Below are 18,345 nucleotides of genomic sequence, written 5' to 3'. Positions count from 1 at the left end.
TCATGAGGCTCACGAAGAAGCGGCACGCCTGCATCCGGCTCGAGAAGGACGGGCGCACGCTCGTCGTCGACCCCGGCAACTTCAGCGAGGAGGACGCCGCGGTCGGCGCGGACGCCGTCCTGGTCACGCACGAGCACCCCGACCACTTCGACGAGGGCCGGCTGCGGGCCGCCCTGGAGGCCGGCCCCGGCGCGGAGATCTGGACCCTTAGGAGCGTCGCCGAGCAGCTCTCGGCGGCGTTCCCGGGCCGCGTCCACACGGTCGGCCACGGCGACGCCTTCACCGCGGCCGGCTTCGACGTCCAGGTCCATGGCGAGCTGCACGCGGTGATCCACCCGGACATCCCGCGGATCACCAACGTCGGATATCTGCTGGACGGTTCGCTCTTCCACCCCGGCGACGCGTTCACCGTGCCCGAGCACCCCGTCGAGACCCTGATGCTGCCCCTGCACGCGCCCTGGAGCAAGATCTCCGAGGTGATCGACTATGTGCGCGAGGTCAAGCCGCGGCGCGCCTTCGACGTCCACGACGCCCTGCTCGCGGACCTCGCCCGGCCCATCTACGACCGGCACGTCGGCAATCTCGGCGGCGCCGACCACACCCGGCTCGCGCCCGGGGAGTCGACGGAGCTCTGAGCGCCGCCCGCACAGGGGCCGCCACGGTGGATCCGGTGACTGTCAGACCCCCCGGCTAGGCTGTCCGACATGCGCATCGCCACCTGGAACGTCAACTCGATCACCGCTCGGCTGCCCCGGCTGCTGGCCTGGCTGGAGAGCACCGGCACGGACGTGCTGTGCATCCAGGAGACCAAGTGCACCGAGGAGCAGTTCCCCGCCGAGGAGCTGCGCGAGCTCGGATACGCCTCGGAGGTCCACGCCACCGGCCGGTGGAACGGCGTGGCCCTGATCTCCCGCGTCGGCCTGACCGACGTGGTCAAGGGACTGCCCGGCGGCCCGGACTACGAGACGGCCCAGGAGCCGCGCGCGATCTCCGCGACCTGCGGCCCGGCCCGCGTCTGGTCGGTGTACGTGCCCAACGGCCGCGAGGTCGCCCACGAGCACTACGCCTACAAGCTGCGCTGGCTCGAGGCGCTGCGCACGGCCGTCGCCGAGGACGCGGCGGGCGCGCGGCCGTTCGCCGTCATGGGGGACTTCAACATCGCGCCGACCGACGACGATGTGTGGGACCCGTCGTTCTTCGAGGGGATGACCCATGTGACCCCGGCGGAGCGGGAGGCGCTCCAGGCGCTGCGCGACGCCGGGCTCAGCGACGTGGTGCCGCGCCCTCTGAAGTACGACCGCCCCTTCACGTACTGGGACTACCGCCAGCTGTGCTTCCCCAAGAACCGGGGCATGCGCATCGACCTGGTGTACGGCAACGAGCCGTTCGCCGAGGCCGTCAAGGACAGCTATGTCGACCGGGAGGAGCGCAAGGGCAAGGGCGCCTCGGACCACGCGCCGGTTGTTGTAGATCTCGACATCTGAGGTTTGTTGACGCGCGCCCAGTGGTGCGCGCGGTCGCAGGGATGCGAGGGTGAGCAGTATGAACATCCCTTTCTTGGACGGCTGGCTCAAACGGCACGGCGGTGAACAGGACCAGGACCACCGTGCCGCAGCCGATTTGAACGACCCGGCACGGGCGGCGGGAGTGGCCGAGCTGCTCTCCGAGTGCGAGCTGCTGCGCGTCCGAGCGGAGGAGGCGGGGCTGGAACTGGACGACTCTCCGGCCTCGTTGACCGCACTGGACCAGCTGCCGCCGCGCTGGCGGGACGACCCGGAGGAGCTGCCCTGGCTGGGCAACGACGCGGGCCTCTACCTCGGCACGGTGATCGTCCGGACGGTCCAGGGGGCGGTCTGGCACATCTGGCCGGGCGGTCACCCTGTGGTGCGGCTCGCCTCGGGCCGTGAGATCAGCGTGGTCGAGGCGGGTCTGGAGTGGGCGGTGAACGGAGCGCCGGAGCTCTCCCAGGTGTACGCGGAGGCCGCGGAGGCGTGAGCGCTCATTAATACGGCTTATGCCCTCCTTATGCGTGTCGGGTGCGAAGTCCCTTGGCGGGCTGGATAGTTTGCGCTGACCTCGACACCGCTGAGAGTGGGTAGGGCAGCGTATGGCCGTCGATCCGTTGATCGAGCTGCGAGACGTCACCGCGTACGCCCTGGCCGGGCTCCGCGCGGACGCCTGCATGGTCTTCCAGTCCTTCGACCCCCACGACCCTCACCACCCCTTCGCCGACCAGGCGCCCGCGTTCCCGGCCACGATCCTCAAGCACTGACGGGGGCGCCCAGTGGACACCCTTCGTGTGCACGGGAATTCAGGAGCTGCTGCCGACGGGGCTGGGCGAGGGGCTCATGCCGCGCGTCCTGGCGCCCCCAGGGGTCCGTGCCGAGCCGGCGGTCCTCGTCGGCCAGTTGGCCCTCGCCCTGAAGGGCGCCTCGCTCTGCTGTCCGATCGCCTATGAGGAGTTCCTCCACGCGGGCAAGCTCATCGCGTCGAATCTCGACTACGATTTGCCGTTCATCCCTGTGGTGATGGTGATCTCGCCGATCTCGACAGAGGCAGCGGACGTCTCCGCTGCCGAACCAGGGACGCTGCTGCCGTGCGGGGTCCCCCCGCCGGCCCCAAGCCGTAAGGGGGCTCCCGCCCGCGCCCGCCAGGGCGCAGGGGAAGAGCAGCAGCTGAGGGGCAGTGCCCGCCCGGCGGCAGCCGGTGATCACTTCTCGCGCAGCGGGACCGACAGATACGACGGGTCGGCTGCGGACGAGGAGAAGGTCAGCTGCGCGCCGGTCGGGTTGTGCTCGATATAGAGCGGGTCGACGGTGTCGACGACCACCGCGAGGCGGTGGCCGGCCGGTACGTCGTAGGCCGTGGAGAAGAGCTCCAGGTCGACGGCGAACGGCTGGCCGGGCGTCTTGTCGTGGAAGGTGTACGGCGCGTTGCCGACCAGCTTGCCGAGGCCGAGCGGGCCCACGTCGTAGAGGTACGCGACGAGGGTGCCGCTCGTCTTGGTGCTGGTGACCGTGGTGTGCAGCCTCGCCGTGCCGCGCACCTGCTGCGCGGAGCCGTACCGCTCGGACTGCCACACGGCGGCGAAGGAGCGCGGCAGCAGGGGTATCGAGGCCATCGGGGGCAGCTTGGCGAACTGGTCCAGGACGCTGGAGAGGAAGATGATCCCGCCGTTGGCCCCCGAGTCGATGTTCGCCCGGATCCTCTTGGTCCCGCCGAGCTCGATCTTCCGCTCGGCCGCGGCCACCGACTTCCAGTCGGGGTAGGACTCGTAGCCGCCGCTGGAGCGGGACTTGAGGCGGACCGGCTGCTCGCGGTCGACGCCGTTGTCGAGGCCTTTGAGATGATGGTCGAACCAGCGGTGGGCGCTGGTCCAGGTGTCGTTGGGCAGGCCGAGCAGTCCGCTTCCCTCCGCGGTGGCGTGGTCGCCGGGACGGAACTCCAGGCGCTTGGGGCCGGTGAGCTTCTCGTAGAAGGCGGCGTACTGGTTGGGCGGGAAGAGCGAGTCGCCCCAGGCGTTGCCGAGCATGATCGCCGCGCCGTTGGCGTTGATCTGGTCCAGATAGGTCGCGGGGGAGCGCTTTCGCCCCCAGTCGATCATCTGCTGCTCCTTGGCGAGGTTGGAGCCGAGGAAGTCGCCCATGACCTCCTGGAGTTCGGCGCTGGGCCGGCCGGTGAGATAGCCGGCCCCGCTGAGCATCAGGGCGGCCTGCAGATGCTGGGTGCGGCCGCTGTAGATGGACTCGATGAGGTCGCCCCAGCCGCTGAGCGCGGCCACGGCCTTGATCCGCTTGTCGTGGGCGGCGGCCAGCAGGCTGATGCCCGCGCCGTAGGAGACGCCGGCCATGCCGACCCTGTCCGGGTCGGCGGGCGTGTTGGCGAGCGCCCAGTCGATCACCTTGGAGGCGTCCGCGACGTCGGGCGGGCCGGCCACCTCGATGCGGCCGCCGGACTGCCAGAAGCCGCGGGAGTTGTAGCTGACCACCACATAGCCGGCGTCGGCGAGCTTCCTGGCCTGGGCGACGTACTCGATCTGCGGCATGGCCCAGCTGGTGGGCAGCACGATCACGGGGTACGTGCGTCGGCCGTCCCAGCCGGCCGGGGTGACGACGTTGGCCTTGAGCACGGTGCCGCCGTCGCCCTCGATGTCGACGAACCGCACGCCCGCGGCGGCCTGCGCTGCCTGGGTCCCGGGTGCGGCCGTCGGGGCGGCGGGGGCTGCTCCGACGGCCGGTCCGGCGAGAAGCGCGGCCGAGACGGCGCCGATCGCGGTCGTGCGCAGAACGTTGCGCGACTGTCCCACGGGTCACACTCCTCACTCGAGTCACACCAAAGTGACCCGACGGTAACCGCAGGGACTTACTCGTGGTAACTCCCCGGTAAGTTACGTGAGGGTAACGAAATTGGACGCCGCGTCAGCAGCGGCTCAGCGCAGCGCGCTCTTCGCCTGCCACTGGGTCCAGCTCAGATTCCACTCGCCATAGCCGTTGTTGAGGGCCTGCGTGCCCTTGGCGTCGCCGCCCTCGATCTCGAAGGGGTCGCCGACCTGAACCGTCTCGTAGACCCACTTGGCGTCGGCGTCGCTCATGCCGATGCAGCCGGAGGACTTGTTGGCGCTGCCGAAGTACGCCGAGTTCCAGGGCGCGGCGTGCGCGTACATCCCGGACCAGGTCAGCCGCATCGAGGAGTCGACCATCTTGTCGTAGGCGTCGCCCAGGCCCACCGTCTCGGAGCGCATGTTGATGGTGCCCTCCTTCGACATCAGCACGGCCTTGCCGCGCCAGGAGGCCTTCTCGCCGCCCGGCGTGCCCGCCGACATCGGCACGTCCTTGACCTGCTGGCCGTCGCGGAGCAGCTTCAGCCGGTGGTTGTCGAGGTCGACCTCGACCACCTGGCTGCGCCCGATCGTGAACTGCGTGGAGTAGTCGCGTACGAACCAGCCGCCGCCCGCGCCCGAGTCGACGCCGTTCAGCCCGGCGTCCAGCGTGACCTTGGTGTCCGGCTTCCAGTACTCCTTGGGCCGCCAGTCGGCCCGGTCCTTGCCCGACCAGTCCTGCATCCAGCCCCAGGAGCCCTCGGTGTTGTTCGAGGTCGTCACCTTGAGGTTCTTCTCCACCTCGGCCTTGTTCTTCACCGGGTGGTCGAAGACGATCGACAGCGGCTGGGCGATGCCGACCGTGGTGTTCTTCCCCGGCGCGAGGGTCAGCTTGTTGACCTTGTCCGCGGCGACGGTGGTGAACTCCGCGGCAGCGCTGCCGCCGTCCGCGTCCTTGGCCTCCACGCTGTACGCGGTGCCGGGCGCGGCCTTGCGGGCCGAGGTCCAGCTCTTGCCGTCCGCGGCGATCTCGCCCTGAAGGCTTCCGCCCTTGGAGTCGGTGACCTTGACCGAGGCGAGCTTGCCCGCGGCGAGGGTCACCTTGACCGGCTCGCCCGGCTTGGCCTTGGCGCCCGTGAGGTTGACCGAGATGGACGTCTGCTTCTTGCCGCCGCCCTGGCCGGCGTCAGAGTCGGCGCCGCCCCCGCCGGAGCACGCGGTGAGCGCCATGGCGAGCACCGCGGCGCCGGCTATCGCGGCGTGACGGACCGGGCGACGGCTGAGCGGGGTGCGCGGGCGTATGCGGGTCAACGGGAAAACCTCCGGTGTGAGCACTGTCTGCCGTTAGAGAGCCCGCAGAGCGGCCGCCGGTTGCCAAAAGATCCTGATTTCCCAGTAACTCCTGTGTGACGAGGAACGCAGTGGAAAGGGCCCTTGGTCCCTTGGGCAGGGCCTTTGGTCCCGTGGAAAGGTCGTCGCAGCCCTCTGGCGTTCTGCGCCGGCGGAGGGCAGGCTCGCGGTGTGGACACGGGGAACGGAAGCCGGACGCTGCGACTGCGGCTGCGCCGCCAGGTGGAATGGGCGCCCGTCGCCGCGATCGTGCTCCTGGTCGTGTGGGCGGTCGCCGTCGCCTCGATCGTCGAGGGGCCCAACGGCACGGCGGGCGGCATCGCCATGTCGGTGCTCGGCGTGCCCCTCGCCGTCATCGCGGTGAGCTCCGCCGCCCATCTGGTGCGGCCCCTGAGCGTCACCGTCGACGCGGACGGCCTGACCGTACGGCTGCCGGCCTGGCCGGCCAGATGCGTGCCCTGGTCCCAGATCTCAGCCGTCTCCCTCGCCCCCGACGAGGATCAGCCGCGCTACGTCCTCGTCGACTGCCGGGCGCCCGTCGGCGGGCTCCCGTGCACCTGCCGGCCGCGCGCCGCCTACCGCAGGCTCGCCGACACCCTGCACCGCCCCGCGCGCGCCGAGGGGCTCTGTTTCGAGACAGCGGTCTTCGATCTGGATCCGGCCGAAATGATCGGGGCGGTGCGCGCGTACGCGCCGGTAGGGCTCGCGGCAGCGCACGAAACAGGCCAGTAGGCATCCGGCGGCCCCCCACCGGCCTTGCCCGGCGGGGGAGTTGACATCACCGTGGTGCCCTACGCCTCCGCCGCCGATCGGAGAAGCAGTGGCCGCCCCCCTCCTCCTGCCCCATTCACTGCACGGATCCGGCCCCCACCGGATCATCGCCGTGCACGGCTGGCTCGCCGACCGCGCCGACTACGCCACCGTGCTGCCGGACCTCGACCGGGAGCACTTCACCTACCTCTTCGTCGATCTGCGCGGCTATGGCGAGGCCCGCGACCTGCCCGGCTCGTACACCACGAGCGAAGGCGCCGGCGACGTCCTCGCGCTCGCCGACCGCCTCGGCTGGGACTCGTTCTCGCTCGTCGGGCACTCCATGGGCGCATCCGTCGCCCAACGCGTCCTCGCCGCGGCCCCCGGCCGGGTGCGCCGCCTGGCCGGCATCTCCCCGGTGCCCCCGAGCGGCCTGAAGATGCCGCCGGAGCAGTGGGAGGTGTTCGCCTGCGCGGCCGAGAAGCCCGCCAACCGGCGCGCCATCATCGACTACACCACCGGCTCCGTGCGACCTGCCGCGTGGCTGGACCGCATGGTCGACCGCTCGCTCTCCCGCAGCGACCCCAGGGCCTTCCGCGCCTGGCTCGACTCCTGGGCCGGCGAGGACTTCCAGGCCGAGGTGGCCGGATCGCCCACCCCGGCGCTCGCGGTGACCGGGGCGCTCGACAAGGCCATCAGCGCGGACTTCATGCGCACCACGTGGCTGCGCACCTACTCCCGCGGCGAGCTGGTCGAGCTGGAGTGCGCCGGACACCACGCGATGGACGAGACGCCGCTCCAGCTGATCCGCACGGTCGAGGACTTCCTGAGGGCGGACGACACGGGGTAAGAGTGCACGCATGACCGCTGCGCACCGCCCCAGCGACGACGTGCCCGACGTCTTCGACCCGCGGATCTACGCCCGAGGGCTGCCGCACGACGCCTTCCGCGAGCTGCGCGAGAGCCGCCCGGCGGCCTGGCAGGAGGAGTACGAAGTCCTGGGCTGGCCCGCCGGCCCGGGCTTCTGGGCGATCACCCGGCACGCCGACGTCGTCCGCGTGCTCAAGGACTCCCAGACGTACTCCTCCCATCTCGGGGCCACCCAGATCCGCGACCCCGATCCGGCCGATCTGCCTTTCATCCGGCGCATGATGCTCAACCAGGACCCCTCGCCTCGCTTCGCGGGCCAGTCGCCCTCGGACCACAGCCGGCTGCGGCGGCTGGTCAGCCGGGCCTTCACGCCCGCCCGCGTCGACCGCTTCGCCGACGGCGCACGCAGGCGCGCCCGCCGGCTGCTGACCGAGGCGCGCGCGTCGGGGCCCGTCTTCGACATGGTCGCGGCCGTCACCGACGACTACGCCCTGCTCAACCTGTCCGACCTGCTCGGAGTGCCCGAGTCCGACCGGGCGCTGCTGCTGAAGTGGACCGAGCGGGTCATCGCGTACCAGGACCCGGACGAGCCGACCGAGCTCGCGGCCGACGGCCGGCCCGTCAACCCCCGCTCGCCGGCGATGCTGGAGGAGATGTTCGCGTACGCCCGTCAGCTCGCCGCCTACAAGCGGCGCCGGCCCGCCGACGACGTCATGACCTCGCTCGCGCACTCCGAGCTCCTGGACGCCGAGCTGGAGATGTTCTTCTTCCTGCTCACGGTCGCCGGCAACGACACCGTGCGCAGCGCCGCCCCCGGCGGCTTCCTCGCGCTGGCCGAGCACCCGGACGCGCAGCGCGCGCTGCGGGCGGGGGAGGCGGACCTGGGCCGGGCCGTGGAGGAGTTGCTGCGGTGCCATCCGCCCGTGCTCAGCTTCCGGCGCACGGCGAGGCGGGATACGACTCTGGCCGGAGAGCGGATCCGGGCGGGGGAGAAGGTCGTCGTCTTCCACGCCTCCGCCAACTACGACGAACGGGTCTTCGACGCGCCGCAGGGCCTCGACCTCTCCCGCTCCCCGAACCCGCACGTCTCCTTCGGGGACGGACCGCACGTCTGCCTTGGCGCGCACTTCGCCCGGCTGCAGCTGCGGGTGCTGCACGAGGAGGCGCTCGACGTGCTGCCGGCGACCGTGAGCGCGGGACCGCCGCGCCGGCTCGTGTCCAACTTCATCAACGGGATCAAGGCGCTTCCGCTCACCGCGGCCTAGCGCCCGGGGTCTGGCGGGCCGAGCGCGGCCGGGGAGCCGTCAGTCGGCCGCGCGGTGCGAGGCGCGCCCCACCGGGAGCGGGGCCTGGGCGGTGCGCGTCACATCGGCGACCAGCTCCACCACGTCGGGCCCGTACGCCTGGGAGTTGGTGACCTTCAGCAGCAGACAGAACGAGTTGCCGCCGTGCTTGCGGCTGAGCTTGGTGTGGTTGCGGGCCAGATAGCGGGTGGCCGCCTGGTTGGTGATGGCGCGCTGGCCGCAGAAGAGGAAGACCGGCCGGGCGTCCTGCCCGGCGGTCAGCCGTGCCAGCAGCACGTACTCGCAGACACCGGGCTCCATGCGGTACTGCTCCGAGCCGATCTGGAAAGCACCCTGGTCAGGGCCCGGTTCGGGCTCGGTGTTGATCTTGATGCCGGGGAGCAGGGACTGCAGATGGGCGGCCATCCGGCGATTGACCACCGGGCCGCCCACGCAGAACTCCGTGCGCTCGCCGAAGCCCTGCTGGGCTATGTCGTGCCAGACGATCTGGGCGTTCGCCCCGCAGTCCTTGATCAGGGCGGCGAGCTCGAGCAGCGCGAAGACGTCGAAGCGGTGCACCGAGCCGTCGCGGCCGGCCTCGCGGTTGACGACGAGCAGGGACTCCGAGTTGCCCGGCAGCCCGAAGAACGCCTGCTTGCGGCGGAGTCTGCGCCGCCAGAGGTAGGTGCGGGCGAGCCAGCCGAGAGTCGCGCTGATCCCGGTGGCCGCCACGCCGAGCACGATGTTGCGTACGTCGTCCGTCATGGGCGCGCATGTTAGCGGTGAGGCGGACCGTTGTTCGAGGCGGTCCTGACGTCGGACCGGCGGTGAAGTTACGCTGCGCAGACGTACGTTGACTGGAGGTACGGATGCGTCGTTCCGCCGCACGGAATGTCTCGTTTTTGGCCGTTGCAGCGGCCGTTGTCTCGATCGGAGCGGCCGCCCCGCCGACCCACTCCCCGCCGGCGGGGGCGGCGGCGGACACAGCGCCCGTCAAGACGCCGGTGGCGGCCGGATACGGCGGCGCGGTCTCCAGCGTCGACGCGGACGCCTCGGCGGCCGGCATCGAGGTGCTGCGGCGCGGCGGAAACGCCGTGGACGCGGCCGTCGCGACCGCCGCCGCCCTCGGCGTCACCGAGCCGTACTCCGCGGGCATCGGCGGCGGAGGCTACTTCGTCTACTACGACGCCCGCTCCCGTCAGGTCCACACCGTCGACGGCCGCGAGACCGCCCCGCGCTCGGCGGACGCGTCCCTGTTCCTGGAGAACGGCAAGCCCATCCCGTTCGAGGAGGGCATGACGAGCGGCCGCGGGGTCGGCGTCCCCGGCACCCCGGCGACCTGGGAGGCCGCGCTCGACGCCTGGGGCACCCGGCCGCTGCGGCAGCTGCTGAAGCCCGCGGAGCGGCTGGCGAAGGACGGCTTCACCGTCGACGAGACGTTCCGCTCGCAGACCGCGGCCAACGAGGCGCGCTTCGCCGACTTCCCCGCCACGGCCGAGCTGTTCCTGCCCGGCGGGCGGCTGCCCGTCGTCGGGTCGGTCATCAAGAACCCCGATCTGGCGCGCACCTACGGGGAGCTGGGACGCAAGGGCGTCGGCGCGCTCTACGAGGGGAAGCTGGCCGAGGACATCGTCCGCACGGTGCAGAGGCCCCCGGTGAGCCCGAAGGCGACCCGGGTCGTGCGCTCCGGCGATCTGACCCTGCGGGACCTGCGGTCCTACGAGACCATCCGGCGCGCGCCCACCAAGACGAACTACCGCGGTCTGGACGTCTACAGCATGGCGCCGTCCTCGTCGGGCGGCACGACCGTCGGCGAGGCGCTGAACATCCTGGAGCGGACCGACCTGTCCGAGGTCTCGCAGACCCAGTATCTGCACCGCATGATCGAGGCGAGCCGTATCGCCTTCGCGGACCGGGGACGGTGGGTCGGCGACCCGGCCTTCGAGGACGTGCCGACCAAGGGCCTGCTCTCGCAGCGGTTCGCCGACTCGCGCGAGTGCCTGATCAAGGACGACGCGGTGCTCGCCAGCCCGCTCGCGCCCGGCGATCCCAGGAAGCCGGCGCGGTGCGGGGGTTCGGGCACGCCGGCCCCCACCACGTACGAGGGCGAGAACACCACGCATCTGACGGCCGCCGACAAATGGGGCAACGTCGTCGCGTACACCCTCACCATCGAGTCGACGGGCGGCAGCGGCATCACCGTGCCGGGACGCGGCTTCCTGCTCAACAACGAGCTGACCGACTTCTCCTTCGCCCCGGCGAACCCCGCGGTCCACGACCCGAATCTGCCGGGCCCGGGCAAGCGCCCGCGCTCGTCGATGTCGCCGACGATCGTCCTGGAGGACGGCCGGCCGGTGCTGGCGCTGGGCTCCCCGGGCGGCGCGACCATCATCACCACGGTGCTGCAGACGCTGACGGGTCGTCTGGACCGGGGTCTGCCGCTGGTGGAGGCCATCGCGGCCCCGCGCGCCAGCCAGCGCAATCAGCCGACGACCGAGATCGAGCCCGGTCTGTGGGACAGCAAGCTGCGGGCGGAGCTCGAGGCGATCGGGCACGGCTTCCGGCAGAACCCGGAGATCGGCGCGGCGACCGCGATCGAGCGGCTGCCGGACGGGCGATGGCTCGCGGCGGCGGAGAAGGTCCGGCGCGGCGGCGGCTCGGCGATGGTCGTCCACCCGAGCCACGGCTCGGGGCGCTAGCCGCAGGACAGGTCCGAACAGCCGCCGGGCGTAACCCGTCCGGCGGCTGACCGGAGGCGGGCCGGCGCATCAGGGGTAGGGAGCTGTCTGAACAGAAAGGCTCCCTGTGCGCATTCGACACTCAGCCCTCGCCGTGGCCGGCGGCGCCGCCCTGCTCGCGGCCGCCGCCCTGCCCGCCGCCGCCTCGGCCGACACCCCTTTGAGCGCCGCCTTCCAGGAGGCGAGCGCGAGCGGCGAGCGCCTGGAGGGCTTGGAGGATGGATCCATGCCTGAGGATGGATCCATGCCGCGTCTGGAGGCCTCGGGGCATGCGGATGCCTCGGACCATGCGGACGGCTCGGTGCATGCGGAGTCCTCGGCGCCTGTGGAGGGCTCGGAGCGCTCGGCGCCTGTGGAGGCCTCCGTGCCTGTGGAGGGGTCGGTGTCCGCGGCCGATCTGCTCGCCGAGCTCGGCAGCTGCACCCAGATCTCCAAGGGCAAGTACCGCACGGACGCGGCCGCCGGCGCGACTGTGCCGGTGTGCGGGCTCAAGGGGGCGGTCTACTGGAAAGCCGACATGGACATCGACTGCGACGGTCAGCGGACCACCCAGTGCAACGCCACGACCGACCCGTGGTTCCAGCCCAACACCGCTTTCCAGCAGTCCGACGGCAAGCATCTCAACTCGGCGAAGCTGCCGTTCGTCGTCGTGCCGAGCCCCAGCACTGCCTGGAACTACAAGACGTCCGAAATCTCCGGCGGTTCCGTGGCGGCGGTCGTCTACGACGGCAAGGTCGAGTACGCCGTCGTGGGCGACACAGGACCCGTCGGCATCATCGGCGAGGCCTCCTACGCAGCCGCCAAGGCGCTGGACATCGACCCGGATCCGCGGACGGGCGGGGTCGCGTCGGGGGTGGCGTACATCCTGTTCAAGAACTCCAAGGCGACGCCGATCGAGAGCCACAGCGCCGCGGTCGAGCTCGGCGACTCGCTCGCGCGGCAGTTCCTGGCGGACAACTGAGACGCGCGCCTGAACTGACGGAACGTCAATCCGGCCGGGTCGTCAGCCTGGCCGGATCGCCAGACCTGGCCGGGGGTCCGGGCGGCGCGTCCGGGCGGTGCGAGCCGCCCGGGTCGCGGTGCGGGTGACCGCCCGGGGTCGCCGTCCGGGTCACAGTGCGGTGAGGATCCGCGGGCCGTCGTCCGTGATCGCCACCGTGTGCTCGGCGTGCGAGGCGCGGCTGCCGTCCGTTGTACGGATCGTCCAGCCGTCGTCCGCGGTGTAGTGCCAGTCAGAGCCGCTGGCGATCACCATGGGCTCGATCGCGAGCACCATGCCGTGGCGCAGCGGCATGCCCCGGCCCGGCCGCCCCTCGTTCGGCACGCCCGGGTCCTCGTGCATCTGGCGGCCCACGCCGTGGCCGCCGAAGCCGTCCGGGATGCCGTATCCGGCGGTGCGGCAGACCCGGCCGACGGCATGGGCGATGTCCCCGATGCGGTTGCCGACGACGGCGGCCGCGATGCCCGCCTCCAGGGCCCGCTCGGCGATGCGGATCAGCCGCACGTCCTCGGGGCGGGCGGTCCCGACCGTGAAGCTGACCGCCGCGTCCCCGACCCAGCCGCCGCGGATCGCGCCGCAGTCGACGCTCACCAGGTCGCCGTCGCGCAGCCGGTAGTCGTCGGGGATGCCGTGCACGATCGCGTCGTTCACGGACGTGCAGACGACGGCCGGGAAGGGGGTCGGCGCCCAGTCGGGGCGGTAGTCGAGGAAGGGCGAGCCGGCGCCGGACGCTACGAGGACCGCGCGGGCCGCTCTGTCGAGCTCGCGGAGGCTGACGCCGACCGCCGCCTTGTCCTGGACCGCCGCGAGAGCCTGGGCGACGACGCGGCCGGCCTCGCGCATCGCCTCGATCGAGGCGTCTGTCTTGATCTCCACCATGCCAATTACTATACCGGTCCTTCCGGTATATGAATACCGGCATTAGAATAACGCCATGGTCCGTACCCCTCTCACCCCAGAAGAACGCGAACGCGGCGAGCGGCTCGGCCGGCTGCTGCGCCTGGCGCGCGCCGAGCGCAGCATGGTGGAGATCGCCGGGGCCGCCGGGATCTCCCCTGAGACGCTGCGCAAGATCGAGACGGGCCGCGCCCCGACCCCCGCCTTCTTCACGGTGGCGGCGCTGGCCGCGGTGCTCGGCCTCTCCATGGACGAGCTGGTGACGAGCTGCGCGCTGGCCCCCGCGGCCTAGCCGGCGGCCGCGGTCGCCCGGGAAGCGGCGTAGGCTCCGCTCGTGAGCATCGAGGACTTCGCCGGCGCCCGGTACATCAGCCTGACCACGTTCCGTAAGAACGGGACGGGAGTCGCCACGCCCGTGTGGTTCGCGGCGGACGGCGGCGAGCTGTTCGTCTGGTCCCGCTCCGACGCGTGGAAGATCAAGCGGCTGCGCAACGACACCCGTGTCGTCGTCACGGTCTGCGACGCGCGCGGCCGGATCGCGGAGGGCGCGCCGAGCGCCGAGGGCACCGCCCGGCTGCTGGACGAGGCCGGCACGGGCCGGGTCCGCAAGCTGCTGGCGCGCAAGTACACCTGGCAGTACTGGCTGGTCGACTGGCCCGCGACGGTCGTGCGCCTCGGCAAGCGCCCGCACACCGGCATCGCGGTCACTATCTGAAAACAGCGCGTAGCAGCGTCGTAACACAACTGCGGTCGAATGCCTCCGGTGCCTAAAGGACCGGAAGACTCCAGTTCGACGGTGGGGCGGGACGGCGGTGACGGTGCATCGACTTCCGGTGGAAGCGGATGTGTTCGCGCGATATCTGCGGGACCTGGTCGCGCTGCTCGACCCCGGGGACGGCTGGTGCGCGATCTTCTGGCAGCGGGACCCCGACGGGATGCGGGCCTGCCTCGACGGGACCGAGATACCGCCCTGGGACGTGGTGGAGGCGCTGCTCCAGGACCTCGCGGGGGTGCGCGGCGAGGCCGCCGCGCAGGCCGAGGCCGTCCGCGCGTCGGGGCTGCACGCGGCCGCCGCAGCGGTCCACGACCGGCAGCCGGGCGGGCGCGAGGCGCTGACGGAGCGGCTGGAGCTGATGCTGCGCGAGCAGACGTACGCGAGGGCCCGGACCGAGGAGCTGCTGCATCTGCTGAGCACGACGGCGCAGGGCACGGCGGAGGCCGAACAGCTCGCCCATGAACTGGCCTGGACCCGCGACGACCACACCCGAGCGACGGCCCGCGTCGCGGAGATCCACTCAAGGCTCGCGGGGTGGGAACGGGGGACCCGCGCCGACGCGGAGGCGCGGTTCGGGGCCCAGGGTGAGGCCGAGGCGCGGGCCCAGGCGCGGTTCGAGGCCGAGGCGCAGGCCCAGTTCGAAGGTCAGACTCAGACCCAAGCTCAGGTCCGGGCCCGGTTCGAGGCCCAGGCCGAGGCGCAGGCTCAGGGCCAGCCCCAGGCCCAGGCGCAGGCCCGGTTCGAGGCCCAGGCGCAGGCTGAGACCGACGCCCAGGCCCGGTTCGAGGCCCGAGCTCAGGCTCCGACCCAAGCCCAGGCTGAGGCCGACGCCCAGGCCCGGTTCGAGGCCGAGACGCAGGCCCAGTTCGAGGGTCAGGCTCAGACCCAAGCTCAGGCCCAGGCCCAGTTCGAGGTCCAGGCCCAGGCGCAGGCAGAGGCCGACGCCCAGGCCCGGTTCGAGGCCCAGACCCAAGCTCAGGCGCAGGACCAGATCCAAGCCCAAACCCCGGCCCTCCCGCAGTCCGAGATCCCGACCCAGCCCCAGGTCGAGCCCCCCTTCGAGCCCCATCTCCCGCCCGAGCCGGGTCCCCAGGCGCAAACGTGGTCCGCCTTCACCGACGCGGGCCAGGACGCCCCCGCCCCGCAGACGCCCGCCTACGACGCGCCACTCGACCGCCCTGCCCAGCCCGCGCCCCCCGCGTGGTCCGAGAAGCCCGCCCCAGCCGGCAAGCCCGGCAAGCCCGGCAAGCCCGGCAAGCCCGCCAAACCCGCCAAGAAACGACGCCCCCGCGGCGCCCGGTTCGCCGGAGTGGAGGACGAGGGTCGCGAGGTCGCCGCCGTTCCCCTGCTGCCCGTCGCCGACGGCGTACGCCGCGGCGCCCGCTATGGCGGCGCCGCCGCTCCCGCGGACCACGCCCCCGCCGCGCCGCCCCCTCCCGAGGGCGCGCTGCGCGCCGCCCGCGATACCGTCGCCGAACTCGTCGGGCTCCGCGCGCAGGGCCGCGGCGGCGAGGCCCACGTCCTGCTCTGCGAGGCCGCCGGCCGGCCCGCCCCCTGGCTGCCCGTGATCGCCGCCGAACTCCACCGCGCGGGCCTCGACGCCGACTGGCAGACGCTGCTCTGGGAGGTCGCCTCCCAGCCGGCCTTACAGCTCTCGGCCGCGGCCGACGCGCTCGCCGCCGAAGGCCATGTCGAGGACGGCCGCCAGCTGCTGCGGCAGGGAGTCGCCCGTTCCGCCGACGAGATCGCCTCCGCTGTGCTTACGCTGGAGGACGAGGGCCGCGAGCCCCAGGCGGGCGCGTTGCTGACCGCCTTCGTACAGGTGCGCACCGCCGAGGAGACCGCCAAGATCGCCGATCGCGACCCGCGTCGGCTCGTGCCGCGACTGCTGTCGGCCGCGCGTGCGATCTCCGCAGGCCGTGAGCGCGATCTCGTCCACGCGCTGCGCGTGGCAGGCCACCTCGGCGGCTGAACCCGTTCGGTGTGGACCGCTCGGGTGCGAAACATGATCGACTCTGCGGGTTAATGACGATGGTCTTGCCCCAGTGTGTGACGGGGCTTACGTTCTCCTCCTACGCACCGCATCTACGTGCGTAGAAGCTCGTTGACGCGCCGTCGAAGGAGCACCTCATGGCTGATGTCGTACGCGCCGCGCTCGTCCAGGCGACCTGGACCGGCGACACCGATTCCATGATTGCCAAACATGAGCAACACGCCAGAGAGGCGGCCCGGCAGGGCGCCAAGGTCATCGGCTTCCAAGAGGTCTTCAACGCTCCGTACTTCTGCCAGGTCCAGGAGGCGGAGCACTACCGCTGGGCCGAGCCGGTCCCCGACGGCCCCACCGTGCGCCGGATGCAGGACCTCGCCCGCGAGACCGGCATGGTGGTCGTCGTCCCGGTCTTCGAGATCGACGGCTCGGGCTTCTACTACAACACCGCCGCCGTGATCGACGCCGACGGCGCGTATCTCGGCAAGTACCGCAAGCACCACATCCCCCAGGTGAAGGGCTTCTGGGAGAAGTACTACTTCAAACCCGGAAACCTCGGCTGGCCCGTCTTCGAGACGGCCGTCGGCAAGGTCGGCGTCTACATCTGCTACGACCGGCACTTCCCCGAGGGCTGGCGGCAACTGGGCCTCAACGGCGCTCAGCTGGTCTACAACCCCTCCGCCACCTCGCGCGGCCTGTCCGGGCATCTATGGCAGCTGGAGCAGCCCGCGTCCGCCGTCGCCAACGCCTACTTCGTGGCCGCGATCAACCGCGTCGGCCAGGAGGAGTACGGCGACAACGACTTCTACGGCACCAGCTACTTCGTCGACCCGCGCGGCCAGTTCGTCGGCGAGGTCGCCAGCGACAAGGAGGAGGAACTGGTGGTGCGGGACCTCGACTTCGGGCTGATCGAGGAGGTGCGCCAGCAGTGGGCGTTCTACCGAGACCGGCGCCCCGACGCCTACGAGGGGCTGGTCCAGCCGTGAACGACCTCTACGCCCGCCACAAGGCCGTCATCCCCGACTGGGTCGCGCTCTACTACAAGCAGCCCATAGAGATCACGCACGGCGAGGGCCGCCACGTCTGGGACGCCGACGGCAGGCGCTACCTGGACTTCTTCGGCGGCATCCTCACCACCATGACCGCCCACGCGCTGCCCGAGGTCACCAAGGCGATCAGCGAGCAGTCCGAGCGGATCATCCATAGCTCGACGCTCTACCTCAACCGCCCTATGGTCGACCTCGCCGAGCGGGTGGCCACCCTCTCCCAGATCCCCGACGCCCGGGTCTTCTTCACCACCTCGGGCACCGAGGCCAACGACACCGCCCTGCTGCTCGCCACCGCCTACCGCCGCTCCAACCAGATCCTGGCGATGCGCAACAGCTACCACGGCCGCTCCTTCTCGGCCGTCTCCATCACCGGCAACCGAGGCTGGTCGCCGACCAGTCTCTCGCCGCTGCAGACGCTGTACGTGCACGGCGGCGTCCGCACCCGGGGGCCCTATTCCCATCTGTCGGACGCGCAGTTCGTCGAGGCGTGCGTCGCCGACCTCGAGGACCTGCTCGGCCACACGCGCGACGTCGCCGCGCTGATCGCCGAGCCCATCCAGGGCGTCGGCGGCTTCACCTCGCCGCCGGACGGTCTGTACGCCGCGTTCCGCGAAGTGCTCGACCGGCACGGCATCCTGTGGATCTCGGACGAGGTGCAGACCGGCTGGGGCCGCACCGGCGAGCACTTCTGGGGCTGGCAGGCGCACGGCGTCAACGGGCCGCCGGACGTCCTCACCTTCGCCAAGGGCATCGGCAACGGCATGTCCATCGGGGGCGTCGTCGCCCGCGCGGAGATCATGAACTGCCTGGACGCCAACTCCATCTCGACGTTCGGCGGCTCGCCGGTCACCATGGCGGCCGGCCTCGCCAACCTCTCGTATCTGCTGGAGCACGACCTCCAGGGCAACGCCCGCCGGGTGGGCGGACTGCTCCTGGAGCGGCTGCGCGCGATCGGCGCGGGCGTGCCGGAGGTGCGGGAGGTGCGCGGCCGGGGTCTGATGGCCGGCATCGAACTGGTCAAGCCGGGCACCGACGAGGCCAACCCCGAGGCCGCGTCGGCCGTGCTGGAGGCCGCCCGCGACGGCGGGCTGCTGATCGGCAAGGGCGGCGGCCACGACACCAGCGTCCTGCGCATCGCCCCGCCGCTGTCGCTGACCGTGGCCGAGGCGGAGGAAGGCGCGTCGATCCTCGAACAGGCGCTCCGCAGCCTGTAGTCCAGGTCCAGGGCGCCCCGGAGGAGGGCCGAGCGAACGGAGAGCGCGAGGCGCCGAGCGTGCCGCGCCGACCCGACCGTACTGAGCCCGACCGCACTGACCGCACCGACCGTA

18 protein-coding genes and 1 pseudogene are annotated in these 18,345 nt (G+C 71.7%); 15 read left to right on the top strand and 4 right to left on the bottom strand.

Annotated features, from left to right (window positions below):
• Nucleotides 1–2: 2 nt before the first annotated feature.
• From AB0M39_RS06150 to AB0M39_RS06130, 5 genes and pseudogenes are all read left to right on the top strand, one after another.
• Nucleotides 3–635, top strand: a complete 633-nt coding sequence (locus tag AB0M39_RS06150; protein ID WP_365360669.1) for an MBL fold metallo-hydrolase — start codon at nucleotides 3–5, stop codon at nucleotides 633–635.
• 69 nt (nucleotides 636–704) lie between these two features.
• On the top strand, nucleotides 705–1,484 hold the full coding sequence (locus tag AB0M39_RS06145) for an exodeoxyribonuclease III (RefSeq protein ID WP_365360667.1): 780 nt from the start codon (nucleotides 705–707) through the stop codon (nucleotides 1,482–1,484).
• 58 nt (nucleotides 1,485–1,542) lie between these two features.
• Nucleotides 1,543–1,995 carry a DUF6278 family protein gene (locus AB0M39_RS06140; RefSeq protein ID WP_365360665.1) on the top strand — a complete coding sequence of 151 codons (453 nt, stop codon included), beginning with the start codon at nucleotides 1,543–1,545 and terminating at the stop codon, nucleotides 1,993–1,995.
• A gap of 112 nt (nucleotides 1,996–2,107) precedes the next feature.
• Nucleotides 2,108–2,272: a hypothetical protein gene (locus AB0M39_RS06135; RefSeq protein WP_365360663.1), complete on the top strand. Its 165-nt coding sequence runs from the start codon at nucleotides 2,108–2,110 to the stop codon at nucleotides 2,270–2,272.
• Between the two features lie 124 nt (nucleotides 2,273–2,396).
• Nucleotides 2,397–2,603, top strand: a pseudogene (locus tag AB0M39_RS06130) (amino acid ABC transporter permease); the annotation flags it as partial.
• Between the two features lie 107 nt (nucleotides 2,604–2,710).
• Here AB0M39_RS06130 and AB0M39_RS06125 read toward each other — a convergent pair.
• Entirely contained in the window at nucleotides 2,711–4,306 is a 1,596-nt protein-coding gene (locus AB0M39_RS06125) for an alpha/beta fold hydrolase (RefSeq protein ID WP_365360661.1), read from the bottom strand.
• A 123-nt stretch (nucleotides 4,307–4,429) separates the two neighbouring features.
• The gene (locus AB0M39_RS06120) at nucleotides 4,430–5,620 is read right to left on the bottom strand and encodes an Ig-like domain-containing protein (RefSeq protein ID WP_365360845.1); all 1,191 of its coding nucleotides are present in this window, start codon (nucleotides 5,618–5,620) and stop codon (nucleotides 4,430–4,432) included.
• Between the two features lie 219 nt (nucleotides 5,621–5,839).
• Here AB0M39_RS06120 and AB0M39_RS06115 point away from each other — a divergent pair, with 219 nt between their 5' ends.
• From AB0M39_RS06115 to AB0M39_RS06105, 3 genes are all read left to right on the top strand, one after another.
• The gene (locus AB0M39_RS06115; RefSeq protein WP_365360659.1) at nucleotides 5,840–6,400 is read left to right on the top strand and encodes a hypothetical protein; all 561 of its coding nucleotides are present in this window, start codon (nucleotides 5,840–5,842) and stop codon (nucleotides 6,398–6,400) included.
• Between the two features lie 88 nt (nucleotides 6,401–6,488).
• Nucleotides 6,489–7,268, top strand: a complete 780-nt coding sequence (locus tag AB0M39_RS06110) for an alpha/beta hydrolase (protein WP_365360657.1) — start codon at nucleotides 6,489–6,491, stop codon at nucleotides 7,266–7,268.
• A gap of 10 nt (nucleotides 7,269–7,278) precedes the next feature.
• On the top strand, nucleotides 7,279–8,553 hold the full coding sequence (locus tag AB0M39_RS06105) for a cytochrome P450 (protein WP_365360655.1): 1,275 nt from the start codon (nucleotides 7,279–7,281) through the stop codon (nucleotides 8,551–8,553).
• Between the two features lie 39 nt (nucleotides 8,554–8,592).
• Here the strand turns inward: AB0M39_RS06105 and AB0M39_RS06100 are convergent, their stop codons facing one another.
• Nucleotides 8,593–9,336, bottom strand: a complete 744-nt coding sequence (locus AB0M39_RS06100; protein ID WP_365360653.1) for a hypothetical protein — start codon at nucleotides 9,334–9,336, stop codon at nucleotides 8,593–8,595.
• 104 nt (nucleotides 9,337–9,440) lie between these two features.
• On the opposite strand from AB0M39_RS06100, the gene ggt reads away from it, so the two are divergent.
• Nucleotides 9,441–11,270, top strand: coding sequence for a gamma-glutamyltransferase (ggt, locus tag AB0M39_RS06095; RefSeq protein WP_365360651.1), 1,830 nt, complete (start codon nucleotides 9,441–9,443; stop codon nucleotides 11,268–11,270).
• Nucleotides 11,271–11,553: 283 nt separating this feature from the next.
• Nucleotides 11,554–12,270 (top strand): glycoside hydrolase family 75 protein, encoded by a 717-nt coding sequence (locus AB0M39_RS06090; protein WP_365360843.1) that lies wholly within the window; start codon nucleotides 11,554–11,556, stop codon nucleotides 12,268–12,270.
• A gap of 150 nt (nucleotides 12,271–12,420) precedes the next feature.
• Here the strand turns inward: AB0M39_RS06090 and map are convergent, their stop codons facing one another.
• Entirely contained in the window at nucleotides 12,421–13,188 is a 768-nt protein-coding gene (gene map, locus AB0M39_RS06085) for a type I methionyl aminopeptidase (protein ID WP_365360649.1), read from the bottom strand.
• Between the two features lie 55 nt (nucleotides 13,189–13,243).
• Here map and AB0M39_RS06080 point away from each other — a divergent pair, with 55 nt between their 5' ends.
• From AB0M39_RS06080 to AB0M39_RS06060, 5 genes are all read left to right on the top strand, one after another.
• Nucleotides 13,244–13,498, top strand: a complete 255-nt coding sequence (locus AB0M39_RS06080) for a helix-turn-helix transcriptional regulator (RefSeq protein ID WP_365360648.1) — start codon at nucleotides 13,244–13,246, stop codon at nucleotides 13,496–13,498.
• Nucleotides 13,499–13,540: 42 nt separating this feature from the next.
• Nucleotides 13,541–13,921 carry a PPOX class F420-dependent oxidoreductase gene (locus AB0M39_RS06075; RefSeq protein ID WP_365360646.1) on the top strand — a complete coding sequence of 127 codons (381 nt, stop codon included), beginning with the start codon at nucleotides 13,541–13,543 and terminating at the stop codon, nucleotides 13,919–13,921.
• A 118-nt stretch (nucleotides 13,922–14,039) separates the two neighbouring features.
• Complete coding sequence (locus AB0M39_RS06070; protein WP_365360645.1) at nucleotides 14,040–15,953, top strand: hypothetical protein; 1,914 nt, start codon at nucleotides 14,040–14,042, stop codon at nucleotides 15,951–15,953.
• A 158-nt stretch (nucleotides 15,954–16,111) separates the two neighbouring features.
• Nucleotides 16,112–16,954 carry a nitrilase-related carbon-nitrogen hydrolase gene (locus AB0M39_RS06065; RefSeq protein WP_365360643.1) on the top strand — a complete coding sequence of 281 codons (843 nt, stop codon included), beginning with the start codon at nucleotides 16,112–16,114 and terminating at the stop codon, nucleotides 16,952–16,954.
• Nucleotides 16,951–18,231, top strand: a complete 1,281-nt coding sequence (locus tag AB0M39_RS06060; RefSeq protein WP_365360641.1) for an aspartate aminotransferase family protein — start codon at nucleotides 16,951–16,953, stop codon at nucleotides 18,229–18,231. The genes AB0M39_RS06065 and AB0M39_RS06060 overlap by 4 nt, the downstream gene beginning before the upstream one ends.
• The last annotated feature ends 114 nt before the right edge of the window (nucleotides 18,232–18,345 follow it).

This window comes from Streptomyces sp. NPDC051907 (assembly GCF_040681075.1).
Classification (GTDB): Bacteria; Actinomycetota; Actinomycetes; order Streptomycetales; family Streptomycetaceae; genus Streptomyces.
This window is presented reverse-complemented; position numbering and strand designations above follow the sequence as displayed.